Origin of the sequence: Curtobacterium luteum (assembly GCF_001475545.1) — a bacterium.
In the GTDB taxonomy this organism is placed as follows: domain Bacteria; phylum Actinomycetota; class Actinomycetes; order Actinomycetales; family Microbacteriaceae; genus Curtobacterium; species Curtobacterium luteum_A.
Window position 1 is genome coordinate 1 of the sequence record NZ_LDQC01000013.1, and the last position, 26,562, is coordinate 26,562.

Consider the following 26,562-nt stretch of genomic DNA (forward strand, 5'->3'; position numbering starts at 1 on the left):
GCGGACTGGAGGCACGGTGCGGGCCCGCACCGTGCCTCCAGTCCGAGGGGTGCTCACGTCCGCGGCGGGGCCGACGCGGCTCAGCCGTGGAGGTGGTCGGTGCGCTCCGGCGTGACGTCCGCCTGGAGGCGGACCTTCACCACCGGCCCGGAGTGCGGCGACGTCGGGCCCGGCACGGTGACCTCGAGCGCGTCCGGGGTCTGGGTCCACGCGACCTCGCCGTCGACGCCGAGCACCTCGACGCTCCGGATCGGGCGGCCGAGCAGGTTCGCCGAGCTGCCGAACGAGCGGATGCGTGCGGTGCCGTCGTCCGGGTGGGCGAGGAGGACCGCGTGCACGTACTCGCCCGTGGCGTCGACGCGTCGGGTGAAGCGGACGTCGGCCGAGGTGTAGACCGGGGCGTCGCCGTCGACGAACGACCCCGCCTGCACGTGGGTCGGCCCCTCGCCGGGGATCACCCACGGGCGGGTGCCGTAGACGGCCTGTCCGTTGACGACGAGCCAGCGGCCGATCTCCTCGAGCAGCCGCTGCTCGGGCTCGGCGATCGTGCCGTCCGCCTTCGGCCCGACGTTGAGCAGGAGGACGCCGTTCTTCGCGACGACGTCGACGAGTTCGGCGACGAGGTCCGTCGAGGACTTGTAGTCGTGTCCCTCGACGAAGCACCAGGCGGTCTTCGACACCGACGTGTCGTTCTGCCAGACGAACGACGGGGTGCCGCCCATGGCGCCGCGCTCGATGTCGTACACCGCGGAACCCTCGGCGAAGGCGTTCCACTTGTAGTTGATGACGACCTCGCGACCCCACTCCGCCGCCCGGTTGTAGTAGTACGCGGCGAGGGTCCGGAGCCAGGGCTCGAAGGCGGGCTGCTCGATCCACCAGTCGAACCAGAGCACCTGGGGCCGGTAGCGGTCGATGACCTCGACGGTGCGGAGCAGCCAGTCCTCCAGGTGCCGCTCGTTCGGCGCGGTCTCCTCGCGCTGGGCGGGACCGTAGAAGTCGATGAAGCGCGGGTCGAGGACGTCGGAGTCGAACCGGGTGCCACCGTTCATGAAGAACCAGTGCTCGGCCCGGTGCGAGGAAGCACCGCGGACCATGAAGGCGTCGTCCACGGCGCGGAGGAGGTCGCCGAACACGTCGCGCTCCGGGCCCATGCGGGCGGCGCTCCAGCGGGAGCGTTCGGTGTCGTACATCGCGAAGCCGTCGTGGTGTTCGGCCACCGGGACCACGAACTGGGCCCCGGCGCGCCGGAACAGGTTCGCCCACGCCTGCGGGTCGAAGTGCTCCATCGTGAAGGACGGGATGAAGTCCTTGTACCCGAACTCCGACTGCGGCCCGTACGAGGTGACGTGGTGCTCGTACTCGGGTGTCCCCGCGCGGTACATGTCACGGGAGTACCACTCGTTCCGGAACGCCGGGACGGAGTAGACGCCCCAGTGCAGGAAGACGCCGAACTTCGCGTCCTGGTACCAGCGCGGCGGCTCGTACCGCTGCAGCGACTCCCACGTGGCGTCGTACGGCCCCTGGGTGACGACGGCGGCGACCGCCGCGAGTGCCTCCGAGTTGTCGGACACGTCGACGGGCGCCGGCAGGCTGGCCGGGTCGATGCGGGGCAGGTCGTGCGGTGCGGTCATGTCTCCTCCTCGAGCTGCACGAAACGTTACGTCTTTCGTTCGTCACGCGCTAGTGTGACGCTCATCGATCGTGGCGAAACGTTCCGCCACCGGTGAGGAGAGGACCATCGTGGACACGCTGAGCCGCACCCTGCGGACCGGAGCGCAGATCCCGCCGATCGGCCTCGGCACGTTCGGGTCCGACCGGTACGGCCCCGACGAGGTCGCCGCGGCGGTCCGGGGCGGACTCGAGGCCGGCTACCGGCTGGTCGACTGCGCGTCCGTCTACGGCAACGAGGCCGAGGTCGGTGCGGCGATCGCGGCGAGCGGCGTCCCGCGTGACGACCTGTTCGTGATGTCGAAGGTCTGGAACGACGCACACGACCCGGACGACGCGGTCGCCTCGGTCCGTCGTTCGCTCCGTCACCTGCGGCTCGACCACCTCGACGCGGTGTTCGTGCACTGGCCGTTCCCGAACCACCACGCGCCGCACGCCTCCGTCGAGGACCGCGACAGCACCGCCCGCCCGTACGACCACGGGGCGTACCTCGCGCTGTGGCGTGCCCTCGAAGGTCTCGTCGACGAGGGGGTCGTTCGGCACCTCGGGACCTCGAACACGACCGTGCCGAAGCTCCGACTGCTGCTCCGTGACGCCCGAGTGCTGCCGTCACTCAACGAGATGGAGCTGCACCCGACGTTCCAGCAGCCGGAACTGTTCGACATGTGCGTGACGAACGGGATCCAGCCGGTCGGGTACTCCCCGCTCGGGTCGCCGTCACGCCCCGAGCGCGACCGCACGGACGACGACCCGGTGGACGTCGAACACCCCGTCGTCCGCCGGATCGCCGAGGTGCACGGTGTGCACCCCGCGGTCGTCTGCCTCAAGTGGGCGGTGGCCCGGGGCCAGGTGCCGATCCCGTTCGCGGTGAAACCGGAGCAGTACCGCGCCAACCTCGAGGGCGCGTTGACCGACCCGCTCACCGCGGAGGAGCTCGCGGCGATGGCGGACGTCGACCGCGGCGCGCGGCTCATCAAGGGGCAGGTGTTCCTCTGGGAGGGCGCGTCGAGCTGGCACGACCTCTGGGACGAGGACGGCGCGATCCCGGGCGGACGCGTGTGACGGCGACCTACAAGGACCTCCAGCGCGAGACCGGGCTCTCGCTCGCGACGATCTCCAAGTTCTACAACGGCGGGGCGGTGCGCGACGAGAACGCCCGGGCCATCGAGCGCGCTGCAGCGGCCCTCGGGTTCCGGCCGAACGCCTTCGCCCGGAGTCTGCGGTCCCGGCGTTCCGGGACGATCGGGGTGTTGCTGCCGGCGCTCGACAACGACTTCCACCTGACGGTCATCGCCGGGGTCGAGAGCGCGCTCCGGCCGTCCGGGACGAGTGTCATCGTCTCGTCGAGTCCGGACGCCGATGCCGGCGCGGTCGACCTCCTGCGCAGTCGGATGGTCGACGGGATCATCGCGGTGCCGTCACCCCACGACGTCGAAGCCCTCGCACGCGCGGCTGAGCAGGTCCCGGTCGTGCAGATCGACTGGCGGGCGGACGACCTCGTCGTCGACGGGGTCTTCCTCGACAACCACCGCGCCGGAGCCCTCGCGGCGCGCCACCTGCTCGACCACGGACACCGGCGGCTCGGCGTCGTCGGGGGCGACCCGGCCGTCTCGACGATGCGCGGTCGAGTGGACGGCTTCCGCGAGGTCGCCCGGCTCACGGGTGCCGACTGCGCGCCCGACGCCGTGCTCGCCGGTCCGCTGACGGTCGCGAACGGCCAGGCCGCGATGCAGCAGTTGCTCGTCCTCCCCGAGCGCCCGACAGCGGTGTTCTGCGCGAACCACGAACTCACGATCGGCGCGGTCATCGCCGTGAACGAGTCCGGCCTGACCCTCGGCCGCGACCTGTCGGTGCTCGGCTTCGACGGCCGTGAGCTCGCGCAGGTCACCGTGCCGAAGCTCACGGTCATCGAGCAGCCGACGCACGAGATCGCGGTGCGGGCGGCGGAGCGGATCCGGGAGCGGCTGGACGAGCGGCGCTCCGAGCCGCGGGCGACGGGCACCGCGACCGGTCCTGTCGACGTCCTCGTCGCCCCACGACTCGTCGCCGGCGGATCCGTCGCACGGGTCGGCCCACCGATCACCGGCCCCACGGAGGCATGATGCTGCGCTACACCCTGACGCACCGCCCGACCCTGAGCGCGTTGGCGTCGCTCGGCCACGGGTCGAAGGTGCTCGTCGCGGACGGGAACTACCCGTTCGCCACCGCGATGAACCCGCGCGCGGAACTCGTGCACCTGAACTGGCGTCCGGGGGTGCTCGACGTCGACGAGGTCCTCACGACGCTCCTCGACGCCGTCCCGTTCGAGGCGGCCACCGTGATGACCGCACCCCCGGACGCTCCGGTGGCGGCGCACGACGGGTACCGCCGGATCCTCGGACCGGACGTACCGCTCGGGACGCTCGACCGGTTCGCGTTCTACGACGCGGTCCGCGCGCCGGAGACCGGGCTCGTCATCGCCACGGGTGACCAGCGGTCGCACGCCAACCTGCTCCTCGAGGTCGGGTTCGTCGCGGCCTGAGCCGCCCGCGCGGCACGCTGCGTGGCGCGGCCGCACGCCCGCCGCGTCCGCCGATCGCGCCGTTGTCGAACGACGCGACCGCTGTCGCACGACGAACGCGCGGTCGCACCGCAGCGTCCACAACAGTCCGCGCACGCAACGAACGACGACGCCGCTGTCGCACGACGACCGCGCGGTCGTTCCGCAACGACGGGCCTCCGACTCGGCGCCGACCAGAACACGGTCGCACTGCAGCGTCGGCGACATCCCGCGCACGCAACGAATGACGGCGCCGTTGTCGCACGACGACGGCGCTGTCGTTCAGCAACGACGGCCCGGCCTCGGCAGCGCGACCCCGCGCCCGCACGACCGCGCTCTGCGCCCGGGCCGACTGCGCGGCTCAGGCGGCGTGCCTGCCCAGGGTGATCCGTTCCTCCCGGCCGATGCCGAGGTCCCGACCACGGAACCACCGCAACAGGAAGTCGGCGGAGGTGCCGGACAGCGATGCCGGGAGGCCCTCGCGGCGCTGCAGGAAGCCGCTGAAGCCCGGCTCCTCGAGGACGTCGGCGTCGGACGGTGCGCCGAACGCCATCGCCCACCCGTCGAAGCGACGCGCGGAGATCTGCTCGCGGGACAGCGACTGCACCTCGGTGTGCCGGGGGTCGCGTTCGATGGCGGCGTAGCGGTCCTCGACGCTCCACTCCGGCCCTTCGAGCACCTGCATGAAGCGACCGCCCTTGGCGAGCAGCAGCCCCGAGACGCCGAGCGCCTCGTTGCGGAGCCGTGCCTCGCGGAGCATCGCGACGAGGTCGGCGTCGGTGAGGTCGTCGACGGCGACGGACATGTAGACGAGTGAGGTGAGGGAGGTGAGGGAGGTCATCGGCGTCAGTTTCGTTCGCGGGTGGAACATCCGTCAACGCGGTCGTCCACGGACCGCACCGGGCCCGTGGACGACTGCGTGGAACGGATGCGTCAGGTGAGCGCGAGGAGCGTGTTCACCTGTTCGTTGACGGCCGTGAGCGAGGAGACCGGCTTGCCGTTCGCGTAGATGCCGTCGAACGCGGGCTGCACCAGGGCCTGCACGTCCGCGGGGTTCCGGGTGACCGGGAAGAGGAACGTCGTGCCGTCCTCGACCTGCTCCGTGAACGCCGTCACGTCGAGCCCGCGCTTCGCGTAGGCCGCCACCGCCGCGTCCGTTCCCGATCGACGGGCCGGGAACACGATGCCCTCGCGGCCGACGATCTCCTGCGCAGCGGCGCTGCCGAGGAACGCGACCCACTTGGCGGCCGCCTCGGGGTTCTTCGCCTGCTTCGTGATCGAGTCGCCGAGCCCGTTGAACATCGAGGCGCGGTGCCCCACCGGCCCCGTCGGCGTCGGCGCGACGCCGACGTCGATGCCCTGCAGGCCGAGGTAGGTGCCGATCATCCACGACCCGTTGAACGACAGCGCCACCTTCTTCGAGCCGAGCTGCACGTCGGGGCCGGTCGTCGTCGAGAACACCCCGTACTTCGGCATGTAGCCCTTGTCCGCGAGGCCGAAGTACCACGAGATCGTCTTCTGGAACTCGGCGTCGTCGTAGCGGAACTTGTTCCCCCACGGGTTCTCGTTCGTGTAGAACCAGTCGATCGAACCGGTGAACGGCGACCACTGCGTCTGCCCGAACCCGTCGCCGCCGCTGCCGTTCGCGCTCATGCCGTAGACGGCGACGTCGTTCTTGTCGAAGCCGGGTTCGTCCCCGCGCCGCCCCTTGCCGTCGATCGTGAGGTGAGCGATCGCCCGCTCGAACGATCCGCCGTCGTCGGGGTTCCACGACAGCCCGGCGAGGTCGTCGGCGGTGTAGCCCGCCTTCGCGATGACCTTCTTGTCGTAGAACATCGCGACGGTGTCCCAGTCCTTCGGCGAGCCGTACCGGTGGCCGTCCTTGCCCTTCCACAGCTGCGCGAGGCCGGACTGGTAGTCGTCGTCGCGGATGGCGCTCGTCGCCTCGAGCTCGTCGAGCTTGTAGAGCACGTCGAGGTCGGCGAACTGCGGGAACTTCGACAGGTGGTCCGTGAAGACGTCGGGCGCGGTGCCGGCGATGAACCCGGCCGTGAGCTTCGTCCAGTAGTCCGCCCACCCGAGCTGGGTGATCTTGATGCGGATGTCGGGGTTCTCGCGTTCGAAGGCCTTCGCGACGGCCTGGTACGCGGGGAGCTGGTTCGCGTCCCAGAGCCAGTACGACACGGTGCCGGTCGCGCCGCTCCTCGGGTTCGGCGTGCTCGGCGAGGAGCACGCGGCGAGCGCGCCGAGGGCGAGGGCGGAGGCGCCGCCGGCGAACAGGGCGCGGCGGGAGATGGGGTTCGTCATGAGCTGGTCCCTACTTGATGCCGGAGAAGCCGATGGAGTTGACGATGCGCTTGGCGAAGAGGCCGAACAGCACGATCATCGGGAGCGCCGCCACGAGGGTCGCGGCCATCAGCCCCGCCCAGTCGGTGCCGGACTGCGGCGACTGCGACTTGAACACCCCGAGCGCCACGGTGAGCACCCGGGAGCTGTCCGTGTACGACACCATGAGTGGCCAGAAGTAGTCGTTCCAGGCGGTGATGTAGGTCAGCACGGCGAGCGTCGCGATCGGCGCGGACGCCATCGGCAGGATGAGCCGGAAGAACACCCGGACCTTGCCGGCGCCGTCGATGAGCGCCGCCTCCTCGACCTCGCGCGAGATGCCGAGGAAGAACTGCCGCAGGAAGAACACCGCGAACGGGGTCATCAGCATCGACGGGAGCGCGATGCCGAGCAGCGTGTCGACGAGTCCGAGCGACTTGATGAGGGCGAAGTTCGGCAGGAGGGTGAAGATCGTCGGCACCATGAGCCCGGCGAGGAAGACCGCGAACACCCGGTCCCGCCCGGGCCACCGCAGGCGGGCGAAGGCGTAGGCGGCGCCCGCCGAGAAGAACACCTGTCCGACGGTGATCAGCGTCGCCGTGACCACCGAGTTGAGCAGGTACTGCCAGAAGTTGATCGCCGCACCCGAGCCACCCTGGGCGAGCGCCTCCTTGGTGGACTGCAGGCCGAAGACGCGCTCGAACCCGCCGAGGCTGAACCCGGTCGGCAGGAGCGACGTGGGATCGGCGGAGATCGCGCCGTTGGAGGACAGGGCCGTCCGGAGGATCCAGTAGAACGGGAACAGGGTCACGACGATCACGGCGATCATCGCGATCCAGGCGATCACCCGTCCGACGGAGGGCTTGCGACGCGGCGGCCGCGGGCCGCCGCGGGTGGTGATCGCGCGGGTGGTCTGGGGTTCGACCACGGGGGGCAGGGTGCTGGTCATCTTCGACTCGCTTCCAGGAGGTGAGAGGCGGCCGCTCCGGTGGACGGCCGGGTGGGATCGGTCGCGTCAGTCCAGGTCGCTCTCGCCGGAGCGCGAGAGTCGGTACTGGATGAACGTGATGACGCTGAGGACGACGAGGAGGGCCACCGAGACGGCGGACGCGTAGCCGAACTGGAACCGGCCGAAGGCGAGGTTGTAGATGTAGTTCTGCACGACGTTCGTGGCGTTCGCCGGCCCGCCCTGCGTGGTGACCGCGACGGTGTCGAACACCTGGAACGAGCCGATGATGGTGATGATGAGGACGAGCGAGAGGATCGGCCGCAGGAGCGGGACGGTGATCCGCCAGAACATCTTCCACTCGCTCGCACCGTCGATGCGGCCCGCTTCGTAGACCTGCTCGGGCAGCGCCTGGAGCCCCGCGAAGATGAGCAGCGCCGTGTACCCGACGTTCCGCCACACGTTGATGAACGCGATCGTGGGGATGCCCCAGACGTCGCTCTGCAGGAACGGGATCCGTCCGACACCGATCGCCGACAGGACCTCGTTGCCGATGCCGAGCTGCGTGTCGAGGATCCACAGCCAGATGAGCGCGGCGACGACGTTCGACACGAGGTAGGGCGCGAGGACGATGCCGCGCACGAACGTGGACTTCGTGAGCCGGTGCATCATCACGGCGATGAACAGCGCGAGGACCGTCTGGAAGCCGATGTTGAGGAGCACGTACTCGACGGTCACCGCCATCGAGTTCCAGAAGATCGAGTCCTGGACGAGTCGGACGTAGTTCTGCAGGCCGGTGAAGACCGGCGGGGTGAGCAGGTTGTAGGTCGTGAAGCTCAGGTAGATGCCCCGGACCGTCGGCCACGCCAGGAACATCAGGAAGCCGACCGCGGCGGGCGCGATGAAGACCAGCGCGAGCCAGAGGTCGTTCCGTGGGCGGCGGCGTGGGGAGGTGGTGCCGGCACCGGCACGGTCGGCGACGCGACCCTGCCGTCTCGTGCTGGCGGTCGTCAGCGGTGACGACACGGGGCTCTCGGTGACCATCGCGACTCCTTCGTCTGCGGTGGACTGGCTCGAAGCAGCAGTCCGTGGCCGGGAATCTACACGTGGAGACCCTGGCCGACAAGAGGCACTTTCGACGGCACGAAGATGGGGTTGTCACGAGTAGACAATGGTGGGATGCTGACCGGGATCGCACCGGCGCGACCTGCCCGGCGATGCATCCACACCACTTCGGAAAGGTCCCCGATGATCTCCATCGCAATGGTCGGAGCCGGCCAGTTCGCGCCCCAGTTCGCCAAGCTGTTCAAGCTCCACCCCGACGTGGACCGGGTCTTCGTCACGGACCTCGTCGAGGACCGGGCGTCCGACCTCGTCGCGGAGCAGCACCTCGACGGCACGTTCCCGGACTTCGACGCCGCGCTCGCGTCCGACGTCGACGCGGTCGCGATCTTCACGCAGCGCTGGACCCACGGACCGCTGGTGGTGCGGGCCCTCCACGCCGGCAAGCACGTCTACTCGGCGGTCCCGATGGCGGTCTCGGTGGACGAGATCCGCGCGATCATCGACGCGGTCCGCGAGACCGGACTCACCTACATGATGGGCGAGACGAGCTACTACAACCCGGCGACGGTGTTCGCCCGGAAGAAGGTCGCCGAGGGCGCGTTCGGTCGGGTGTTCTACGCCGAGGGCGACTACGTCCACGACATGGACCTCGGGTTCTACGCGGCGTACCAGTACAGCGGCGGCGAGGACTGGAAGCGCACCGCCAGCTACCCGCCCATGCTCTACCCGACGCACTCGGTCGGCGGCGTCCTCGGGGCGATCCCCGGGCACGCGGTCAGCGTCAGCTGCATCGGGGTCAAGGACGACCGTGGTGACGGCGTCTTCGACAAGGACGTCAGCCAGTTCGACAACGACTTCTCGAACGCCACCGCACTGTTCGAGCTGGACAACGGCGGCGTCGTGCGCATCAACGAGATGCGCCGGGTCGGCTACCCGTCGCACATCCGCGAGTCCCGCTTCCGCTACTTCGGCACCGAGGGCAGCTTCGAGCAGCTCGCGAAGGTCAGCGTCTGGCAGGACAAGCAGGACTCGGTCGACATCAGCGACCAGATCGACACCCAGGCGACGATGTCCCTCGACGACCCCCGCCTCGCCGGCGTCGACCCGTCCCTCCGCGACGCGTTCGTCTCCGGGTACGCCCCGGTGCACGACACCTCGCGCCTGCCGTCCGAGTACGACGGGGTGCCGACCGGGCACGAGGGCAGCCACCAGTTCCTCGCCGACGACTTCGTCCGCGCCGTCGTCGACCGGACCCTGCCCCCGGTGAACGCCTGGACCGCCGCGCGGTTCACGCTGCCCGGCATCATCGCCCACCAGTCCGCGCTGCAGGGTGGCGTCCGCCTCGAGGTGCCGGACTTCGGCGATGCTCCGGAGACGGTCGATGCGGGCGCGTCGGCGAGCGCCACCGGATCGGCGGGGGCTGCGGGCGCCGCCGGGCCGTCGAGCGCGGCACCGTCCAGCGACCAGGCGCCCGCCGTCTAGGATCGCAGCGACGACAGCGGCCCGGCCGCCGACCCGTCCAGGTCGGCGGCCGGACCCCACCGTTCGGGTGCCGGGGCCGCGAGGTCCGGCACCCGAACGCCATCCAGGAGGCCCCGTGAGCACGCCGACGACCCCGCGGGCGGTCACACGCGCGGACGTCGCCCGGTACGCCGGCGTGAGCACGTCGGTGGTCAGCTACGTGGTGCACGATGGCCCCCGGCCCGTCGCCGCCGACACGGCCGCCCGCGTCCGCGAGGCCATCCGGGTCCTCGGCTACCGCCCGAACGCGAGCGCGCAGGCCCTGCGCACGGGCTCGTCGAAGATGCTCGGACTCATCGTGCCCGAGCTCGACAACCCGTTCTGGTCGGAGCTCGCCGTCGAGGTGACGCACGCCGCGGCCGCGCGCGGGTACGACGTGCTCCTCGCCAACAGCGACGGGGACAGTGTGCAGGAGCGCGAGCGCCTCCGTACCCTGTCCGCCCGTCAGGTCGACGGCATCATCGTGACGAGCATCCAGACCCACCCGGACCTCTCCACCGTGACCGACCCCGGCATCCCGATGGTGCTGCTCAACACCTTCTTCGAGGTCCCCCACTACGTCAGCATCGGAGTCGACGCGTGCCGAGGCGCACTCGACGGCACCCGGCACCTCATCGAGCACGGCTACGACTCGATCGGTCTCGTGATGGGCCACGCCGGCGAGATGGAGCTCCGCGAGCAGGGCTGGATGCGGGCACTCCGCGACGCCGGTCGCCCCGACGGCCCGATCGCCCGCTGCGACTTCACCCGACGCGGCGGGTACGAGGCGGGCCTCCGCATGTTCGGCGACGGCACCGGCCCCCGCGCCGTCTTCGTCAGCTCGGACATGCAGGCGATCGGGGTGATGCGGGCACTGTTCGAGCTCGGACTGCGCGTCTCGGAGGACGTCGCGATCGTCTCCTTCGACGGCGCCGCGGAGGCGGACTACACGAACCCCCAGCTCACCACCGTGCGGCAGCCGATCGAGGAGATGGCGCGCGAGGCGGTCGACCGCGTCCTGGGCGGCGGCGACGAGGGCAACCGACGCCTCGTCCCGCCCGAGCTGGTGCTCGGTGCGAGTTGTGGGTGCGACGTGCGTCGCTGACGCATCCACCCACCGGCCGGGAGGCACGGTGCGGGCCCGCCACGGGCCTCCCGTCCGACGCCGAGTCGCGCCGGGCCGGTGCCGCACACCACGCTGCTCTCGCACCGCGCGATGAAACGCGCGTCGATCACGCGGTGGAATGTCGCTCGGTGCACGCGCATCAGATGCACGTGCACGGTCCGACGAAGCACGTGTCGATCACGCAGTGTCCCGTCGCACCCACAACGCGCGGCGAGGTCAGCCCGCGGCACCGCGTCCGGTGATGCTCCGCGTGCTCGCGGCGATCGATGCCCGTTCCTCGTTGCTCAACCCGGCTGCACGGAGGACCCGGTCGAGGACGTCGCTCTTCCGGGCGATGTAGTCGTCGATGTCCGCTGCCTCTCGTCCGGCGAGTCGCTTCACCGCCGCGTACTCGTCGCGGAGCGCGTCGTCGGCACGCAGGGCGTCCCGCACGCCGAGGTGGTTCCGGAGCGCGAGCGACCCCTCCGCGACGACGTAGGTGTTGCTCGGCGCGAAGCGGTCCGGCGTCGAGAATGCTTCACGACCGGGGATGCCGAGCTCTCCACGCGACACGAAGCCGATCGTTCCGAGCGCAGTGACGGCAGCGGGGACGTCGGCCTTCGGGACCACGACGTCCACGTCGATGACGGGCTTCGCTGCGAGCCCCGGCACCGACGTGCTGCCGACGTGCTCGATCCGGTGCGGCACACCTCGAGCGTCGAGTGCGGTGGAGTACGCCTCGCGGAGCATCTCGAACCGGTCGCGCCACTCCGCCCGGTACTCGACGACCTCGATCACCTGTGCCTCCTCGTCGACTCGTCGGGGAGACGGTACGCGCACTGCGGCGATCGTGCGTCTCTACATCTTGTAGAGTCACTGTTCGTGCGGCACGAGGTCGCGCCCGACACCGGAGAGTCCCGATGCCGCACGCTCACGCACGCACACACACGCCCGCGCCGGCAGCCCCGCGACCGCCCGCGAGTGCCGGCTGGTTCCCCCAGCTCCTGCTCCGCCTGCACTTCCTCGCCGGACTGTTCGTCGGCCCGTTCATCCTCGTCGCCGCACTGTCCGGTGCCCTGTACGCCGTGGCGCCATCGATCGAACGCGCCGTGTACGCCCACGAGCTCACCGCCCCGGTGACAGCGACGACGCTCCCCCTCGCCGAACAGGTGTCCGCCGCTCAGCAGTACGTCGACCGCCGGCACCCTGGCGACACCGTCACCGAGGTCCGCCCGGCCCCGACCCCGGGCGCGACCACGCGCGTGATGTTCACCGAGGACGGCCTCGCGGAGTCCACCACCCGCGCGGTCTTCGTCGACCCTGGTACCGCCGACGTCCGCGGCGACCTGCCCGTCTACGGCACGTCCGGGTCGCTCCCGTTCCGCACCTGGGTCAGCACGGTGCACCGTAGTCTGCTGCTCGGCGACGTCGGCCGGCTCTACAGCGAGACCGCCGCGTCCTGGCTCGGCATCGTGTCGCTCGCCGGGATCGCGCTGTGGACGGCACGGATCCGTCGAGCCCGCCGCAAGCGCGAACTCGTCGTGCCGGACAACCGGGCGCGTGGGTACCGGCGGACGTTCTCCTGGCACGCGGCCACCGGCGTCTGGGTGCTGCTCGGCGCGCTCTTCCTCTCGGCGACCGGCATCACGTGGTCGCACTTCGCGGGCGACAACGTCACGGCGTTGCGTTCCGCGCTGAGCTGGCAGGCGCCCGCGGTCGACACGGCCCTCGGCGGCGCGGCGGCCACCAGCGCGGGAACTGCCGGCGGCCACGGCGAACACGCCGGGCACCACGGCAGCGACGCCGAGCCCGCCGCTGCCGCCGAGGTCTTACCGGACCAGTTCGACACGGTCCTCGCCGCAGCACGTGGGGCCGACCTCGACGCCGCGGAGCTCCGCATCCACGTCCCGACCGCGTCCGACGAGGCGTGGACGGTCGAGGAGAGCAAGCAGACCTGGCCGGTCGCGATGGACGCCGTCGCGGTCGACGCCCGGGACGCGCAGGTCGTCTCCGAGGTCCGGTGGGCCGACTACCCGCTCATGGCGAAGGCCGCGAAGCTCGGCGTCAACACCCACATGGGCGTCCTGTTCGGCGTCGCGAACCAGATCGTGCTCGTGCTCGCCGCCCTCGGCATCGCCGCGATGGTCGTGTTCGGGTACGTGATGTGGTGGCAGCGCCGCCCCGCCGGCGCCCGCACCGCCACCGCTCCCGCCGCAGGAGCGCTCGCCCGTGCGCCGGGCTGGGGCGTCGCGCTCGTCGCACTCGTCGCAGCGCTCCTCGGTGCGCTGCTCCCGACTGTCGGTATCACGCTGCTCCTGTTCCTGCTCGTCGACGCGGTGGTGGTGACCGTGGGGTCCGCCCGCGCGCGCTGAGCGTGCGAGACTCGGTCAGTGCACCAGCCACCGATCGCGGTCGTCATCGCCGCCATGAGCGAGGAGGTCGGCGCCTTCGCCGGTCTCCTCGGCGGAACGCCCATCCTCGACGGTCCGGTCGGCGGCCACGACGAGCACCACCTGCTCGACGTCGGAGGGCGGGTCGTCGCGGTCCGCCGGAGCGGCATCGGGTTCACGAACGCCACCGCCGCAGCGGCGCACGCCTTCCACGACTTCGGCTCCGGCATCCCGGTGATCAGCGTCGGCACGGCGGGTGGGCTCATGCACGGTGTCGCGATCGGCGACGTCGTCGTGGGTGACCGCTACGTCAACCTCAACGCCGACGCGACGGCCTTCGGCTACGCGCTCGGACAGGTGCCGGGGATGCCCACCGGGTACACGCCGGACCAGCGACTGGTGGACCTCGCACTCGCGTCCGACGCCGGGTACCCGCTGCGCGCGGCGACCATCGGGTCGAGCGAGATCTTCGTCACCGAGGGCCGTGCACGCCTGCTCCGCGAGGCCTTCCCGACGGTGGCGGCGGTCGACATGGAGACGGCGGCGATCGCGCAGTTCGCCCACGTCCACGACATGCCGTTCGTGTCGGTCCGCTGCATCAGCGACCTCTGTGCGCCCGACGGGGACGAGTTCAAGGAGCACCTCGACGACGCGGCGGCGCGCGCCGCGCGCGTCGTGCACGACGTGGTGACCGGTCTGGTCGGCTGACGTCGCGCAGTGGTCGCGACCCTGCAACGGACGGGAGGCTCGACACCAGCTGGTGCCGAGCCTCCCGTCCGTCTCCTGGTGGCTACGCCGCCGTGGGCTCCGTGATCGCGTCGCGCAGGGCGGACGCCGCCGCGGCGACGTCGTCGGCGCTGTAGATCGCGCTGCCGGCGACCGCGACGCGGGCGCCCGACGCCTGCACGGCGGCGATCGTGTCCGTGGTGATGCCACCGGCGACCGAGAAGTCGACGCCCGAGGCCTCGCCGTCGCGCAGGAGCGTCTCGAAGGTGAAGCCCTCCTCGGCCTGCTCGTCGAGCCCGGCGTGCATCTCGACGAACTCGACGCCGAGCGCGGTGACCTCCTTCGCACGGGCCGCCTTGTCCGGCACGCCGATGAGGTCGACGACGATGCCCTTGCCGTGCTGCTTCGCGGCCTTCACGGCACCCGCGATCGTGCTGTCACCGGCGACGCCGAGGACGGTCACGAGGTCTGCACCGGCCTGGAAGGCGATGTCGGCTTCGAGCTCGCCGGCGTCCATCGTCTTGAGGTCCGCGAAGACGATCTTGTCCGGGTGCGCCTCCTTGACCGCGGTGATGGCGGAGAGGCCGGCGCTCTTGATGAGCGGCGTGCCGAGCTCGATGACGTCGACGTACGGTGCGGCCTTGCCGGCGAGTTCGAGGGCGTGCTCGGTGGTCAGGGTGTCCATGGCGAACTGGAGCTGCATGGTGGTGTCCTTCCGGTGGTGGGTCATTCGAGGTTGGCGTGGCGGGGCCACAGGTCGTCGGCGGAGTGTCCGCTGCGCTGCCAGAGCGCGTGGAACAGGGCGTCCCCGAGCAGGGCAACGGCCTGCTCGAAGAGGCTCCCGGCGTACTGCGCGGAGGCGGTCCCGGAGCGGTCGGTCTTCGTCGCCGCCGGGACCACGAGCGTGGTGTCGGCGACTTCGGACAGCGGTGCGTCGTCCGTCGTGCTGACGGCGAGCACCCGGGCACCGACGCCGGCTGCCGTGCGCGCCGCCTGGACGATGCCGCCCGTGGTGCCGGACCCGCTCGCGACGATGAGCACGTCGGCCTCGCGGATCGCGGGCGTCGTGACCTCGCCGACGACGTGCACGTCGAGCCCGAGGTGCATGAGGCGCATCGCGGTCATCCGGAGCGCGAGGCCCGATCGTCCGGCCCCGTGCACGAACACCCGATCGGCCTCGGCGAGCAGCGTGAGGGCACGCTCGAACGGGACGGGGTCCGCCGAGCGGAGAGCGACGAGGGTGTCCTGCAGTTCGCTCCCGATCGTGCCGAGGGCATCCGCGACGGTGGTGGTGGGCATGGGTCCGATGGTGCCCCGGTGGCACGGCGGACGGAGCCGCCCGGGCGCACGGTGGTCCCGTCCGATCGGGTGGGACGGTCCGTCCGGGTGGGACGGGTAGGTTCGTCGCGTGGGATCGGACGTGCACGCCTCGGCCAGTCGGACGGCCACGTCCGAGCACGCCCGGACCGTCGCCGAACAAGCCGACCGGCACGCGCTGACGCTCGAGTCCGTGCTCGCCGCCCTCCGCTCGGGCAGGCTCTCCGACGCGGCCGCCCGCGCCGAGGCGGTCGAGATCGCCTCCGCCGCACTCGTCGAACTCCGGACGTCGAGCGACCGGCAGCGGAGCAGCCTCCTCGAACCCGTGACCGGCGCGTTCTCACGGCTCCGCGCCGACCTCCGTCCGCTCGTGCGCTTCGGCGACCTCGACGTGCAGTTCGTCGAGCCGCCCGCGACAGGACGGGCCCTGCCAGGGGACGTCGCCCACAGCGCCCGTGCGATCGTCCGGACCGCAGTCCTCGCGCTCGTCGACGACGGGGCGGCACGGAGGGTGCGCATCCAGTGGGACTGCGACGGGCGGAACCTCCTCATGCAGCTCCGCGACGACGGCGCCGGCACACTGGACGCCCACGACGACGCCGTGCGCCCCATCGCCGAGCGGGTCGTCGCCCTCGACGGCACCCTCGCCGTGGACTCGACCCCGGGTTGGGGTTCCACGCTCGACATCGCACTCCCCCTCGACCCCTCGCCGACAGCGCTCGACGTGCCGGACGACACCGACCTCACCGCACGGGAGCGCGATGTACTGCGGCTGGTGGCGACCGGGGTCGGGAACCGGGAGATCGCCGAGGGGCTCGGCATCAGCGTCAACACGGTCAAGTACCACGTGGCGAACCTGCTCAGGAAGCTCGGTGCCCGTACCCGCGCGGAGCTCGCCGCGTTCAGCGTCCGGGGCTGATCCGGCCGTACGGCGACCCGACGGACCGGCGCCCGTCGTGCACTTTCCGCACCGGCCCCGTCGTCGGCGACCGTCCGGCGGGCATCGTGGTTCCATCACTTCGGACACGAGCTGCGTGTTCCCGACCGCGCACCACGACCGAGAGGCCACGACATGCCGTCGAGATCGAGCAGGTCGGTGCGGGAGCGACTCGGCGGGTGGACCTACGTCCTCGTCGGGTGCGCGGTGGTCGTCCTCGCCGAGGTGATCGGCCACGCGCTGTCGTTGACCGAGGTCGTGGTCACAGAGGACGGCCCGGATGCGTCCCCTGCGCCTGCCGACCGCCCGTCGGCCCCGGCCCCGGCACGGTCACGCTGAGGAGCCGGCCGGTCGCGGAGAGCTCGGCGGAGGGTGTGGGATTCGAACCCACGAGACATCACTGCCCACCTGTTTTCAAGACAGGCTCCATCGGCCGCTCGGACAACCCTCCAGTGACGCGACCACGTGGCGAGACGTGACCGCGTCCCGGGAAGTCTAGCGGGCCTCCAGGGTGGCGAGCGAGGCGACGTACGCCGGCGCGTGCCAGCGCTACCGCGGCAGCGTGTCGAGCGCTGCGGCGAGCCCGTCGTCCGTCACGCCGCCCGTGAGCTCGTTGCCGGCGTCGACGACGTCGTCCGGAGCCTGCCCCATCGCGACCCCGCGGCCGGAGGTCGACGCCCACCGCAGCATGTCGATGTCGTTCCGACCGTCCCCCGCGGCGAACACCCGGGAGCGCGGGATGTCGAGCCACTCGCGCACCCGCTCCATCGCGGTGGCCTTCGTCACGCCCTCGGGAGCGATGTCGAGCCACGAGGTCCAGCCGACGGAGTACGAGACCTTGTGCAGTCCCATCCGCTCGACGACCTGCAGGAAGTCCTCGGTGTCGTGTCCCGGGGAGATCACGACGACACGGGTCGCCTCGACGCCGAGCAGTTGGTCGAAGGGGACGTGGTCGCCCTGGACCGTCATGGTGTCGTCGGGGAAGTTGCCGGACAGCAGGAAGTGTCCGTGCTCGTCCTCGACGCCGAACGCGGCGTCGGCGAGGGCACCGTGGATGGTCTGCAGCACCTCGGTCGGGTCGAACCGCTCGACGTGCGCGTGCTCGTAGGTGCCGTCCTCGCGGCGGCGGAGCGTGAGGGCGCCGTTCGCGACGACGAGGTACTTCGGGCGGATGCCGAGGGTGTCGAGCAACGGCACCGTCATGCTCTCGCTGCGACCGGTGGACAGCATGACCTCGTGCCCCGCGGCCTCGGCGTCACGGACGGCGGCGACGACGGTGTCGGTGATGACCCCGTCCTCGCGCATGGTCGTGCCGTCGATGTCGAGCGCGACGAGCCAGCGCTTCGTCCGCGCCGGGGCAGCGGCGGCAGCAGGGCCGGCAGCCGCGGCTCCGCCCTCGCCGGACCCGTCGACGAACCGCTCGTGGGAGGTCATCGGGGCTCGATCACCTCGACGCCGCCGAGGTACGGCCGGAGCACCTCGGGCACGACGACCGATCCATCGGCCTGCTGGTGCGTCTCGAGGATCGCGACGATCCACCGCGTGGTGGCGAGCGTGCCGTTGAGGGTCGCGACGGGCGCGGTCTTCCCCGACTCGGTGCGGTACCGGATGTCGAGACGACGGGCCTGGAACGTCGTGCAGTTCGACGTCGAGGTGAGCTCGCGGAAGGTGCCCTGCGTCGGGACCCACGCCTCGATGTCGAACTTGCGCGCGGCACTCGTACCGAGGTCTCCGCCGGCGACGTCGATCACGCGGTAGTGCAGCCCGAGGTCCTGGAGCATCGACTCCTGGTACCCGACGAGCTTCTCGTGCTCGGCCTCGGCCTGGTCCGGGTGGACGTAGGAGAACATCTCGAGCTTGTTGAACTGGTGCACGCGGAGGATGCCGCGGTTGTCCTTGCCCGCCGAGCCGGCCTCGCGGCGGTAGCAGGTCGACCAGCCGGCGTACCGGTGCGCCTCGCCCTCCGCGAGCGGGAGGATCTCGTCGGCGTGGAACCCGGCGAGGGCGACCTCGCTCGTGCCCGTGAGGTAGAGGTCGTCGGCCTCGAGGCGGTACACCTCGGCGGCGTGCTCCCCGAGGAACCCGGTGCCGGCCATCGTCTCCGGTCGGACGAGCGTCGGGGTGATGAGCGGCTCGAACCCGGCGGCGACGGCACGGTCGAGGCCGAGCGACATGAGCGCGATCTCGAGCCGGGCACCGAGGCCGCGGAGGAAGTAGAAGCGGGAGCCGGAGACCTTCACACCGCGCGGGATGTCGATGATGCCGAGGTGCTCGCCGAGGTCGGCGTGGTCCTTCGGTTCGAAGTCGAACTCGGGCTTCGTGCCGACGGTGCGGAGCGTGACGAAGTCGTCCTCGCCACCCTTCGGCACGTCGGGCAGCACGACGTTCGGGATCGACCGGACGACCTGGTTGAAGGCGTCCTCGGCCTCGGTGACGGTGGCCTGCGCCTCCTTCACCTGCGCGGCGAGCGCCTGGGCCTGCTGCACGAGGGCGGCCTTCTCGTCCTTCGGCGCCTTCGCGACGGTCTTGCCGAAGGCGTTCTGCTCGGCGCGGAGGGACTCGAACGAGGTGATCGCGCTCCGCCTCGCCGCGTCCGCGGCGACGGCGTCGTCGACGACGTCGACGGAGGCGCCGCGCGCCTCCTGCGAGGCCTTGATGACGTCCGGGTTGTCACGCAACAGCTGGGGGTCGATCACCGCACCATCCTAAGGGGACCGCGCCCGCAGTCGGCCTGGAGGCCCGTGGCGGGCCCGCACCGCGCCTCCCGGCCGCTTCTCGGTCACCGCCGCATCCCCTCGCAGCATCCGGTCGGTACGGTGGCGACATGTCGACCCCATCGGAGACCGCATCTGCGGATGCCCTCCAGACCGAGCAGCGGACGGCCGCGGTGGTCTACAACCCGGTCAAGGTGCACCTGCCGACCCTCGAGCAGACGATCGAACAGCTCCAGCGCGACGCCGGCTGGGCCGAGACCCTGTGGTTCGAGACGACGGAGGAGGACCCGGGTGGCGGGATGGCACGCGCCGCGATCGAGGCGGGGGCGGACGTCGTCGCAGCCGCCGGCGGTGACGGAACCGTCCGGGCGGTCGCCGAGGTCGTGCACGGCTCGGACGCGGCCCTCGCGCTCCTCCCGAGCGGGACGGGCAACCTGCTCGCCCGCAACATGAAGCTCCCGCTGGACGACCTGCAGGCGAGCGCGCGGACGATCTTCCACGGGGACGACCGCCCCATCGACTTCGGCACCCTCACGGTCGAACGAGAAGGCGGTGAGCGCGAGCAGCTCGGCTTCCTCGTGATGGCCGGTCTCGGGCTCGACGCCCGGATGCTCGCCAACACCCGGCCCGAGCTGAAGAAACGCGTCGGGTGGCTCGCGTACGTCGACTCCCTCTTCCGCTCGGTGCGCGACGCCGACGCGTTCGAGTTCCGCTACCAGCTCGACGACGAGGGCAACCACTCGGCGCGGGCGCACTCGCTCATCGTCGGCAACTGCGGGCAGCTCCAGGCCGGGGCGATCCTGCTGCCGGACGCCGAGATCGACGACGGTGTGTTCGACATCGCGGTGATGCGGCCGCGCGGGTTCTTCGGCTGGGTCCGCATCGGCGCCAGGGTGTTCTGGGAGAACGGGATCCTCCGCACGTTCCGGCGCTCGTCGCTCGCGAACACGGTCGTCGGGCAGAAGCTCGTGACGGCCTCGCGCGAGGAACGCCCGCTGCGGTACCTCCGCGGACAGGAGTTCACGGCACGGCTCGAGCGGCCGGACGAGTTCGAGGTCGACGGCGACCCGGTCGGCGAGATCGTGGCGTTCCGGTCCCGCATCGACCCGCTCGGTCTCCGGGTCCGCGTGCCGAAGCCGGGCGACGACCGCCACGGCTCCCGCCAGGTCCCGTAGCCCCGGACGGCGCGGCTGCGTCGGCCGTCGCCCGTCGCCCGTCGGCGTCGCACGTCGTCGTCGCACAACCAACGTCACGCCGAACCGCGGTTGCACGTTGTTCGTCGTGACTTCGGTTGTGCGCGGGCGAAGCGCGCCGCGACCGCCGCCGTCCCTGAGCGGCTGACCCGGGCGCTACCGCTGGTCGGGCTCGCCGGAGAGGATCGCGCGCAGCCAGTCCCGGGCCTCGACGAACGCCTCGTCCGAGTAGCGCGCGGGCACCTCGGGGCGCTGCCCGTCGGCCCGCGGGTACGACCCGAGGAACGTCACGCGCGGGCTGAACCGCCGCAGACCGAGCAGCGCGTCCGCCACCCGCTCGTCGCGCACGTGCCCGTCGAGGTCGATGACGAAGCGGTAGCGGCCGAGCTCGTCACCGATCGGCCGCGAGGACAGCAGCCCCATGTTGATGCCCCGCGTCGCGAACTGCTCGAGCATGTCGACGAGGGCTCCGGGGTGCTCGCTCGGCAGCTCGACGATCACGCTCGTCTTGTCGGCACCGGTCGGCTCGGGCAGCGCCAGCGTCTTCGACACGAGCACGAAGCGCGTCACGGCCGAGGCGTTGTCCCCGATGGAGGACGCCAGCACCGCGAGGTCGTGGTGGTCGGTGATGCCGGGAGGCGCGACCGCCGCGTCCGCGGTGGGGTGCTCGTCGAGCAGGGACACCGCGGCGGCGACGTTCGAGGACGCTGGGATGTGCCCGTGCCCGGGGAGGTGCTGCTCGAGCCACTGGTGCGTCTGTGCGTAGGCGACGGGATGCGCGTTCACGGTGTGCACGTCGGCGAGGGTGGTGCCGTGCCGTGCGACGAGGACGAAGTCGACGGGGACGAGGTACTCCCCCACGATCCGCACGCCGGGGATCCGGGCGAGGGCGTCCTGCGTGGCGCTGACCCCGCCGTCGACGCTGTTCTCGATCGCGATCACGGCGCCGACCGATCGACCGCTCATGACGTCGTCGAGGGCCTCGCCGACGTTGTTCACGCTGCGCCAGGGCTTGCCGGCGGCGGCCTCGACGAGCTTGAGCGCCGCCTCGGTGAACGTGCCGGCCGGTCCGAGGTAGGAGTACGTGTCGGAGGGCTCGGCGGGCGCGTTCATGCGGCGAGCCTATTGCAGCGCGGGCGCGCGCCTACTGCAGCGCCTGTTCCTGCCCGGTGAGCCGTTCCTCGCAGATCGCCGGGGCGTCGTCGTCGCGCGGGTAGGTCAGCGCGGCGAAGCGTCCCTCGGGGTCGAGCCGTCCGAGCAGCGCCGTCGTGATCGCGTCGAGCTGCCCCGTCTGCTCGTCCGTCAGCGCGTCGATGACGAACGTCCGCGCGGTCCGCACGTGCTGCGGAGCCGCCTCGACGATGGCCGCGTAGCCGTCGTCGGTGAGCCGCACGTCGGTCGCTCGGCGGTCCTCCGACGAGGGGCACCGTGCGACGAGCCCGCGCTTCTCGAGCCGCGACACCACGTGCGACAGCCGCGGCAGCGAGGCGTTCGTCGCCGAGGCCAACGCGGACATCCGCAGCGTGCGCGACTCCGTCTCGGAGAGCATCGCGATGACCATGTAGTCGAAGTGCGTCAGGTCGGCGTCACGCTGCAGCTGCTGGTCGAGCGCCGCCGGCAGGAGCTCCATGACCGCGACGAGCTTCATCCACGCGCGGAGCTGCGCGCGGTCGAGCCACGGGGTGTCGTCGGTCGGCTCGGGCATGACTGGAGTCTACCGATTGGTTGTCGGTTCAACCAGTGCTCGTGGACGATTCCTCGACATCAGGCCGCCGACGACGAGCACCGCGATCACCACGACCAGGAGCGCCCCCTCGACGATCGCCAACCGCACGCCGTAGTCGAACGGCAGGACCGTCGGGTTCTTCTGCCCGTGCGCCTTCGCCGCGATCTCGGGCAGCACCACGAGGGCCAGGACGCTCCCGAGCACCACCGCGGACTGCACGACCACGAGCATCCAGGCCCGGACGGAGCGCCCCGTCCGACGGAGCAGCAGGCCGGCCCCCACGACGAACGGCGAGAGCACGGCGTCGTGCAGGACGACCGCGCCGAGCAGCCAGGTCGCGAGTCCCCAGATCCGGTTCGGTCGCACGGTCGTCACGAGGACGTACGCACCGAACGCCATCACCAGGACACCGAGCACGACGAGCACGATCCGCGCGGCCCTCATGCGATCACCTCGATCTTCTCGATCCACTTCGTCTGGAGCACGCCTGGTCGCCCGGGAGCGATGATGCGCGCCGGGAACCCGTGGTCGAGATCGAGGGTCGCGCCGTTCAGCTCGAGGGCCACGAGCGTCGTCGGGTCCTCCGCGTACTCCGGGCCCATGTCCATGATCCGGTAGCCGCCGTGCTGCTCCAGGCTCGTCACGCGGACCTGCGACCCGGGCTCGGCCTGGACGGCCCGGAGCAGGTCGCGCATCCGGACCCCGCGCCAGGTCGCCATCTGGCTCCAGCCCTCGACGCACGCGATGGGGAGCTCGGCCTGTGCCGTCCCGAGTGCGACGAGCTCGGCACGGGAGAACGTCCGGCTGACGGCCGGCCCGACCACCGTGAGCGCCCAGTCCGCGGCGGTCGCGGTCGCGAGCACCCCGGCAGCTCGCGCCGTCCGGTTGACGGGCAGGTCGTTCGGGCCACGGTGCCGCTGCCGCGCACCGAACACGTTGAACGGCTCGGCGAGCGTGCTCGACTGGCCGGCGGTCAGGGCGACGACGCCGACGGTCGCGGCGGTCACCCCGGCGAGGAACCCGCGTCGGGCGATCCGCTGCCGTCGACCGTCGGTCGCCTCTGCGGATCGCCTGGAGGCACGGCTCGCCTCCGCCTCGTCGGCCCGCGTCGACGGTGCGGGAGCGCCGTCGACCCAGCGGAGCAGGCGGCCGGTGAGGCCGCGGGGGTACGAGGCGACCGTCTGCCGGCCCGGGTGGTCCGTGGCGGGGTCGAGCCGTGCCTCCCGGTCGACCGCCGGCGGCAGCAGCTCGCTGCCCACCGACGCGTCCGGCACGAACCGGCCGTGCTCGTCGTACGAGTCGCGCGACCGCCAGTACCGCGCGATGACCCGCAGCTTGACCGCGACGTGCACGATGAGCGAGCCGATGATCACGTAGGCCAGCGCGTTGTGCACCTGCTTGAACGGGAACGGCCACGGGTACCACTGGTACGTGTTGAGCAGCCCGGTGCCGACCTGCACGATCGCCGCCGACACGAGCACCGCGATCGACAGCCGCTCGAGGAGGTGCAGGAGCCCGCGCACCGGCGGGGTCTGCGCGAGTGCCGGCATCACCGCGTTGAGCTTCGCGAGGAGCAACGGGATGATCGCGATCCCCGCCGTGATGTGGAGGCCCTGCGTGAACTGGTAGAGCTGCACCGGACGGGTCGCGAACCGCATGCCCGGGAGCGGCTGCTGGAGGAAGTAGCTGTAGACGCCGGTGCCGAAGCACACCAGGAAGGCGATGCCGAGCAGGCGACCGAGGACGACGGCCGAGCGGGCGTTCCGGTTCGGTGACGCCATCGCGGATCGTGCATCCAGGAGCAGCCGCCGGACCGTCGCTAGCCTCGACCCACCATGAGTGAACGTCTCCGCCCCGGCCGACTCCCGTCCACCGCGCTGGTGTCGACCGTGCTGGCGGTCGTCGGGGTGCTCGCCCTGGCGGGCGTCGTCGCCTACGGCGTCACGCATCTGGGGTTCCTCCGAGCTGGTCATCGTTCCCCATTCGTCGCGTGGACCTTGATCGCTTGGACGGTGTTCGCGGCATCGGTGCTCGCGCTGCGGTTCGTGCCCGCCCGGTGGGCGACCTGGCTCGTCGTCGGCGGTGGCCTGGTGGTCGGGCTCGCCGCGCTCGCCGGTCCGCCGAACACCAGCACCGACTCTGCCCGCTACGCCTGGGACGGCATCGTGCAGCACGCCGGGATCTCACCGTACGCGCACACGCCGCAGTCCGAGGCACTCGCAGGACTCCGGCCCGACTGGCTGTTCCCCGACAAGGTCGACGGCACGTGCAAGCCGATCGAACCGCGGTTCCGCGGGCTCGGGGACGGTGCCGACGGGCACTGCGTGGCGATCAACCGCCCGGACGTCGTGACGATCTACCCGCCGATGGCCCAGCTCTGGTTCGCACTCGTGCGGGCCTTCGTGCCGGCGACGGCGCAGTACATGCCGTTCCAGGTCGCGGGGCTGCTGCTCGCGCTCGGCGTGACCGTCGGACTCGTCGCGGTGCTCCGTCGAACCGGGCGCCCGGTGTGGTGGGCGGCGCTCTGGGCCTGGTCGCCGCTCGTGGCGTCCGAGGCAGTCACGAACTCGCACGTCGACGCGCTCGGCGCGGCCCTGGCCACCGCCGGCGCCGTGCTCGTCGCGTTCGGCCGACCGATCTGGGGCGGCATCGCGCTCGGCGCGGCGACCGCCTCGAAGCTCATCCCCGCACTGGTCTACCCGCCGCTCCTCGGCAGGGGTCGGCACTGGTGGGCGATCCCCGTCGGCGTCGCCGTCTTCGCGCTGCTGTACGTGCCCTACGTGATCTCGACCGGGCCGAAGGTGCTCGGGTACCTGCCCGGGTACCTGTCGGAGGAGGGCTACGAGGACGGCTCCCGGTTCGCCCTCGTGTCGCTCGTGTTCCCCGGGGACGCGGGCACGGTCGTCGTCGGGCTGCTCGTGCTGCTCGCCGCGTTCGTCGCCTGGCGCCTGGTCGACCCGGCGGCACCGTGGTCGGGCGAGGTCCTGCTCATCGGCGTGACGTTCCTCGCCGTGACGCCCCGCTACCCCTGGTACGCGCTGCTGCTCATCCCGTTCGTGGTGCTCTCCGGCCGGTGGGAGTGGCTGTCGATCGGGCTCGCCATCGCCCTGCGCGGGGTGTGGCCGTCGACACCCGCCTACCGGTGGTGGCTCGCCGCGGCGGTCCTCGTCGTCGTGGTCGGGACGATCGCCCGCACCAGCCGCTCCGACTGGGTCCGGTGGCGGGACCGACTGCTGTTCCGCGACGGCCGGGCAGCGCACGCACCCGCGATGTCGTCAGGTACGCGGCCGCCCGAGGACGTACGCTGACGCCATGGCTCCCGCGACGCTGCTCGGTTCGACCGGCGCTCCCTCGGCGGACGCGCTGCTCGACCGCTTCGGCCGCCGCGCCGTCGACCTGCGGGTGTCGCTGACCGAACGCTGCAACCTCCGCTGCACCTACTGCATGCCGGCCGCCGGTCTGCCGTTCGCCCCCGACGACGCACTCATGACCGCGGCGGAGATCGAACGGCTGGTCCGCCTCGGGACCACGCGGTTCGGAGTGCGCAAGGTCCGCTTCACGGGCGGCGAGCCGATGCTCCGGCACGACCTCGTCGACGTGATCGCACGCTGTGCAGCGCTCCCGGACGCCCCGGAACTGTCACTGACGACGAACGCGATCGGTCTGGCGCACCGGGCCGACGCGCTGTACGCCGCGGGGCTCCGGCGGGTGAACGTGTCGCTCGACACCGTCGACCCCGACGTCTTCACCGAGGTCACCCGGCGACCGTTCCTCGACAAGGTCATCGCCGGGCTGTCGGCCGCCCACGACGCCGGACTCGCGATCAAGGTCAACGCGGTGCTGCTCCGCGGGGTGAACGACCACCTCGCGCCGGAGCTCATGCGCTGGTGCCTCGAGCGGGGCTACGAACTGCGGTTCATCGAGCAGATGCCGCTCGACAGCGACCACGCCTGGGAGCGCTCGACGATGATCACCGCCGCCGAGACGCGCGCGATGCTCTCGACGTCGTTCGGGCTCGTGCCGGACGAGGCCCCGCGCGACGGCGCACCCGCAGAACGGTTCCGGGTGCTCGCACGAGGGGCGGACGGCACCCTCGGCGAGGAGCTCGGCACGATCGGCATCATCGCGAGCATCACCGAGTCCTTCTGCGCGGACTGCACCCGCACCCGGCTCACCGCGGACGGCCACGTCCGGAGCTGCCTGTTCTCCGACGACGAGACCGACGTGCTCGGCCCGATGCGCTCGGGTGCGACGGACGACGAGGTCGCCGAGCTCTGGCAGCGGGCGATGTGGGCGAAGCCGCGTGACCACGGCGACGACAGCGACGACCTCGTGCACCCGACGCGGGGCATGAGCGCGATCGGGGGCTGACGGTGACGACGGTGCGGTTCTTCGCGGCGGCCCGGGCCGC

The 26,562-nt window shown here is 71.5% G+C and carries 25 protein-coding genes and 1 tRNA gene; 11 read left to right on the forward strand and 15 right to left on the reverse strand.

The genetic code is table 11. From position 1 onward, the window contains the following. Positions 1 to 80: 80 nt before the first annotated feature. Entirely contained in the window at positions 81 to 1,631 is a 1,551-nt protein-coding gene (locus NS184_RS02135; protein ID WP_058724500.1) for an alpha-L-fucosidase, read from the reverse strand. A gap of 109 nt (positions 1,632 to 1,740) precedes the next feature. On the opposite strand from NS184_RS02135, the gene NS184_RS02140 reads away from it, so the two are divergent. The 3 genes from NS184_RS02140 to NS184_RS02150 are packed head-to-tail and all read left to right on the forward strand — an operon-like array spanning position 1,741 to position 4,189. After that, positions 1,741 to 2,730 carry an aldo/keto reductase gene (locus tag NS184_RS02140; protein ID WP_242862947.1) on the forward strand — a complete coding sequence of 330 codons (990 nt, stop codon included), beginning with the start codon at positions 1,741 to 1,743 and terminating at the stop codon, positions 2,728 to 2,730. Next, the gene (locus NS184_RS02145; protein ID WP_058724502.1) at positions 2,727 to 3,770 is read left to right on the forward strand and encodes a LacI family DNA-binding transcriptional regulator; all 1,044 of its coding nucleotides are present in this window, start codon (positions 2,727 to 2,729) and stop codon (positions 3,768 to 3,770) included. The genes NS184_RS02140 and NS184_RS02145 overlap by 4 nt, the downstream gene beginning before the upstream one ends. Then, positions 3,770 to 4,189 carry an RbsD/FucU domain-containing protein gene (locus NS184_RS02150; protein WP_058724520.1) on the forward strand — a complete coding sequence of 140 codons (420 nt, stop codon included), beginning with the start codon at positions 3,770 to 3,772 and terminating at the stop codon, positions 4,187 to 4,189. Before NS184_RS02145 ends, NS184_RS02150 begins: the two co-directional genes overlap by 1 nt. Before the next feature lie 379 nt (positions 4,190 to 4,568). Here the strand turns inward: NS184_RS02150 and NS184_RS02155 are convergent, their stop codons facing one another. From NS184_RS02155 to NS184_RS02170, 4 genes are all read right to left on the reverse strand, one after another. Continuing rightward, positions 4,569 to 5,048 (reverse strand): BLUF domain-containing protein, encoded by a 480-nt coding sequence (locus NS184_RS02155; RefSeq protein ID WP_058724503.1) that lies wholly within the window; start codon positions 5,046 to 5,048, stop codon positions 4,569 to 4,571. Between the two features lie 92 nt (positions 5,049 to 5,140). Then, positions 5,141 to 6,514, reverse strand: coding sequence for an ABC transporter substrate-binding protein (locus NS184_RS02160; RefSeq protein WP_058724504.1), 1,374 nt, complete (start codon positions 6,512 to 6,514; stop codon positions 5,141 to 5,143). Between the two features lie 10 nt (positions 6,515 to 6,524). After that, positions 6,525 to 7,481, reverse strand: coding sequence for a carbohydrate ABC transporter permease (locus NS184_RS02165; RefSeq protein WP_083513378.1), 957 nt, complete (start codon positions 7,479 to 7,481; stop codon positions 6,525 to 6,527). 66 nt (positions 7,482 to 7,547) lie between these two features. After that, positions 7,548 to 8,522, reverse strand: coding sequence for a carbohydrate ABC transporter permease (locus NS184_RS02170; RefSeq protein WP_083513379.1), 975 nt, complete (start codon positions 8,520 to 8,522; stop codon positions 7,548 to 7,550). A gap of 204 nt (positions 8,523 to 8,726) precedes the next feature. On the opposite strand from NS184_RS02170, the gene NS184_RS02175 reads away from it, so the two are divergent. Together NS184_RS02175 and NS184_RS02180 are read left to right on the forward strand one after the other, a co-directional pair. After that, positions 8,727 to 10,025, forward strand: coding sequence for a Gfo/Idh/MocA family protein (locus tag NS184_RS02175; protein WP_083513380.1), 1,299 nt, complete (start codon positions 8,727 to 8,729; stop codon positions 10,023 to 10,025). Between the two features lie 115 nt (positions 10,026 to 10,140). Then, a complete protein-coding gene (locus NS184_RS02180) occupies positions 10,141 to 11,148 on the forward strand; it encodes a LacI family DNA-binding transcriptional regulator (RefSeq protein WP_058724506.1) in 1,008 nt (335 codons plus the stop codon). Between the two features lie 237 nt (positions 11,149 to 11,385). On the opposite strand, the gene NS184_RS02185 is transcribed toward NS184_RS02180, so the two are convergent. Beyond that, positions 11,386 to 11,946 (reverse strand): GrpB family protein, encoded by a 561-nt coding sequence (locus tag NS184_RS02185; RefSeq protein WP_058724507.1) that lies wholly within the window; start codon positions 11,944 to 11,946, stop codon positions 11,386 to 11,388. Positions 11,947 to 12,068: 122 nt separating this feature from the next. Here NS184_RS02185 and NS184_RS02190 point away from each other — a divergent pair, with 122 nt between their 5' ends. Both NS184_RS02190 and mtnN read left to right on the forward strand, forming a co-directional pair. After that, complete coding sequence (locus NS184_RS02190) at positions 12,069 to 13,520, forward strand: PepSY-associated TM helix domain-containing protein (RefSeq protein WP_058724508.1); 1,452 nt, start codon at positions 12,069 to 12,071, stop codon at positions 13,518 to 13,520. An 18-nt stretch (positions 13,521 to 13,538) separates the two neighbouring features. After that, positions 13,539 to 14,246: a 5'-methylthioadenosine/S-adenosylhomocysteine nucleosidase gene (mtnN, locus tag NS184_RS02195; RefSeq protein WP_058724509.1), complete on the forward strand. Its 708-nt coding sequence runs from the start codon at positions 13,539 to 13,541 to the stop codon at positions 14,244 to 14,246. A gap of 82 nt (positions 14,247 to 14,328) precedes the next feature. On the opposite strand, the gene hxlA is transcribed toward mtnN, so the two are convergent. Both hxlA and hxlB read right to left on the reverse strand, forming a co-directional pair. Then, positions 14,329 to 14,967, reverse strand: coding sequence for a 3-hexulose-6-phosphate synthase (gene hxlA / locus NS184_RS02200; RefSeq protein ID WP_058724523.1), 639 nt, complete (start codon positions 14,965 to 14,967; stop codon positions 14,329 to 14,331). Between the two features lie 23 nt (positions 14,968 to 14,990). Further along, on the reverse strand, positions 14,991 to 15,563 hold the full coding sequence (gene hxlB / locus NS184_RS02205) for a 6-phospho-3-hexuloisomerase (RefSeq protein WP_058724524.1): 573 nt from the start codon (positions 15,561 to 15,563) through the stop codon (positions 14,991 to 14,993). Positions 15,564 to 15,672: 109 nt separating this feature from the next. Between hxlB and NS184_RS18635 the strand changes: the two genes are divergently transcribed. Then, a complete protein-coding gene (locus NS184_RS18635; RefSeq protein ID WP_242862948.1) occupies positions 15,673 to 16,500 on the forward strand; it encodes a helix-turn-helix transcriptional regulator in 828 nt (275 codons plus the stop codon). Between the two features lie 384 nt (positions 16,501 to 16,884). Here NS184_RS18635 and NS184_RS02220 read toward each other — a convergent pair. The 3 genes from NS184_RS02220 to serS all read right to left on the reverse strand — a co-directional run bounded on the left by NS184_RS02220 (position 16,885) and on the right by serS (position 19,214). Next, positions 16,885 to 16,969: transfer RNA gene (locus NS184_RS02220), tRNA-Ser, on the reverse strand. A gap of 98 nt (positions 16,970 to 17,067) precedes the next feature. Beyond that, a complete protein-coding gene (locus NS184_RS02225) occupies positions 17,068 to 17,952 on the reverse strand; it encodes an HAD family hydrolase (protein WP_083513381.1) in 885 nt (294 codons plus the stop codon). After that, positions 17,949 to 19,214 carry a serine--tRNA ligase gene (gene serS / locus NS184_RS02230; RefSeq protein ID WP_058724512.1) on the reverse strand — a complete coding sequence of 422 codons (1,266 nt, stop codon included), beginning with the start codon at positions 19,212 to 19,214 and terminating at the stop codon, positions 17,949 to 17,951. Before serS ends, NS184_RS02225 begins: the two co-directional genes overlap by 4 nt. Positions 19,215 to 19,342: 128 nt before the next feature. Here serS and NS184_RS02235 point away from each other — a divergent pair, with 128 nt between their 5' ends. Beyond that, a complete protein-coding gene (locus tag NS184_RS02235; protein ID WP_058724513.1) occupies positions 19,343 to 20,407 on the forward strand; it encodes a diacylglycerol/lipid kinase family protein in 1,065 nt (354 codons plus the stop codon). 174 nt (positions 20,408 to 20,581) lie between these two features. Here the strand turns inward: NS184_RS02235 and pheA are convergent, their stop codons facing one another. From pheA to NS184_RS02255, 4 genes are read right to left on the reverse strand one after another with little or no spacing between them, the layout of a single operon-like run. Then, positions 20,582 to 21,538: a prephenate dehydratase gene (pheA, locus tag NS184_RS02240; protein ID WP_058724514.1), complete on the reverse strand. Its 957-nt coding sequence runs from the start codon at positions 21,536 to 21,538 to the stop codon at positions 20,582 to 20,584. 31 nt (positions 21,539 to 21,569) lie between these two features. After that, positions 21,570 to 22,130 carry a MarR family winged helix-turn-helix transcriptional regulator gene (locus NS184_RS02245; protein ID WP_058724515.1) on the reverse strand — a complete coding sequence of 187 codons (561 nt, stop codon included), beginning with the start codon at positions 22,128 to 22,130 and terminating at the stop codon, positions 21,570 to 21,572. 9 nt (positions 22,131 to 22,139) lie between these two features. Continuing rightward, a complete protein-coding gene (locus NS184_RS02250; protein ID WP_058724516.1) occupies positions 22,140 to 22,595 on the reverse strand; it encodes a hypothetical protein in 456 nt (151 codons plus the stop codon). Further along, positions 22,592 to 23,932 carry a molybdopterin-dependent oxidoreductase gene (locus NS184_RS02255; protein WP_058724517.1) on the reverse strand — a complete coding sequence of 447 codons (1,341 nt, stop codon included), beginning with the start codon at positions 23,930 to 23,932 and terminating at the stop codon, positions 22,592 to 22,594. Before NS184_RS02255 ends, NS184_RS02250 begins: the two co-directional genes overlap by 4 nt. A gap of 54 nt (positions 23,933 to 23,986) precedes the next feature. Here NS184_RS02255 and NS184_RS02260 point away from each other — a divergent pair, with 54 nt between their 5' ends. Together NS184_RS02260 and moaA are read left to right on the forward strand one after the other, a co-directional pair. After that, positions 23,987 to 25,459, forward strand: a complete 1,473-nt coding sequence (locus tag NS184_RS02260; protein WP_083513382.1) for a glycosyltransferase family 87 protein — start codon at positions 23,987 to 23,989, stop codon at positions 25,457 to 25,459. A gap of 4 nt (positions 25,460 to 25,463) precedes the next feature. After that, positions 25,464 to 26,522: a GTP 3',8-cyclase MoaA gene (gene moaA / locus NS184_RS02265; RefSeq protein ID WP_058724519.1), complete on the forward strand. Its 1,059-nt coding sequence runs from the start codon at positions 25,464 to 25,466 to the stop codon at positions 26,520 to 26,522. Positions 26,523 to 26,562: the final 40 nt, after the last annotated feature.

What these genes read in the sequence shown, in the direction of transcription:
- pheA (WP_058724514.1), bottom strand. Translation starts at nt 21,538, where the DNA reads ATGAACGCGCCCGCCGAGCCCTCCGACACGTACTCCTACCTCGGACCG.
- NS184_RS02150 (WP_058724520.1), top strand. Translation starts at nt 3,770, where the DNA reads ATGCTGCGCTACACCCTGACGCACCGCCCGACCCTGAGCGCGTTGGCG.
- NS184_RS02260 (WP_083513382.1), top strand. Translation starts at nt 23,987, where the DNA reads ATGAGTGAACGTCTCCGCCCCGGCCGACTCCCGTCCACCGCGCTGGTG.
- NS184_RS02170 (WP_083513379.1), bottom strand. Translation starts at nt 8,522, where the DNA reads ATGGTCACCGAGAGCCCCGTGTCGTCACCGCTGACGACCGCCAGCACG.
- NS184_RS02225 (WP_083513381.1), bottom strand. Translation starts at nt 17,952, where the DNA reads ATGACCTCCCACGAGCGGTTCGTCGACGGGTCCGGCGAGGGCGGAGCC.
- NS184_RS02160 (WP_058724504.1), bottom strand. Translation starts at nt 6,514, where the DNA reads ATGACGAACCCCATCTCCCGCCGCGCCCTGTTCGCCGGCGGCGCCTCC.
- NS184_RS02190 (WP_058724508.1), top strand. Translation starts at nt 12,069, where the DNA reads ATGCCGCACGCTCACGCACGCACACACACGCCCGCGCCGGCAGCCCCG.
- NS184_RS02165 (WP_083513378.1), bottom strand. Translation starts at nt 7,481, where the DNA reads ATGACCAGCACCCTGCCCCCCGTGGTCGAACCCCAGACCACCCGCGCG.
- hxlB (WP_058724524.1), bottom strand. Translation starts at nt 15,563, where the DNA reads ATGCCCACCACCACCGTCGCGGATGCCCTCGGCACGATCGGGAGCGAA.
- NS184_RS02245 (WP_058724515.1), bottom strand. Translation starts at nt 22,130, where the DNA reads ATGCCCGAGCCGACCGACGACACCCCGTGGCTCGACCGCGCGCAGCTC.
- NS184_RS02135 (WP_058724500.1), bottom strand. Translation starts at nt 1,631, where the DNA reads ATGACCGCACCGCACGACCTGCCCCGCATCGACCCGGCCAGCCTGCCG.
- moaA (WP_058724519.1), top strand. Translation starts at nt 25,464, where the DNA reads ATGGCTCCCGCGACGCTGCTCGGTTCGACCGGCGCTCCCTCGGCGGAC.
- hxlA (WP_058724523.1), bottom strand. Translation starts at nt 14,967, where the DNA reads ATGCAGCTCCAGTTCGCCATGGACACCCTGACCACCGAGCACGCCCTC.
- NS184_RS02235 (WP_058724513.1), top strand. Translation starts at nt 19,343, where the DNA reads ATGTCGACCCCATCGGAGACCGCATCTGCGGATGCCCTCCAGACCGAG.
- NS184_RS02175 (WP_083513380.1), top strand. Translation starts at nt 8,727, where the DNA reads ATGATCTCCATCGCAATGGTCGGAGCCGGCCAGTTCGCGCCCCAGTTC.
- NS184_RS02255 (WP_058724517.1), bottom strand. Translation starts at nt 23,932, where the DNA reads ATGGCGTCACCGAACCGGAACGCCCGCTCGGCCGTCGTCCTCGGTCGC.
- NS184_RS02250 (WP_058724516.1), bottom strand. Translation starts at nt 22,595, where the DNA reads ATGAGGGCCGCGCGGATCGTGCTCGTCGTGCTCGGTGTCCTGGTGATG.
- NS184_RS02155 (WP_058724503.1), bottom strand. Translation starts at nt 5,048, where the DNA reads ATGACCTCCCTCACCTCCCTCACCTCACTCGTCTACATGTCCGTCGCC.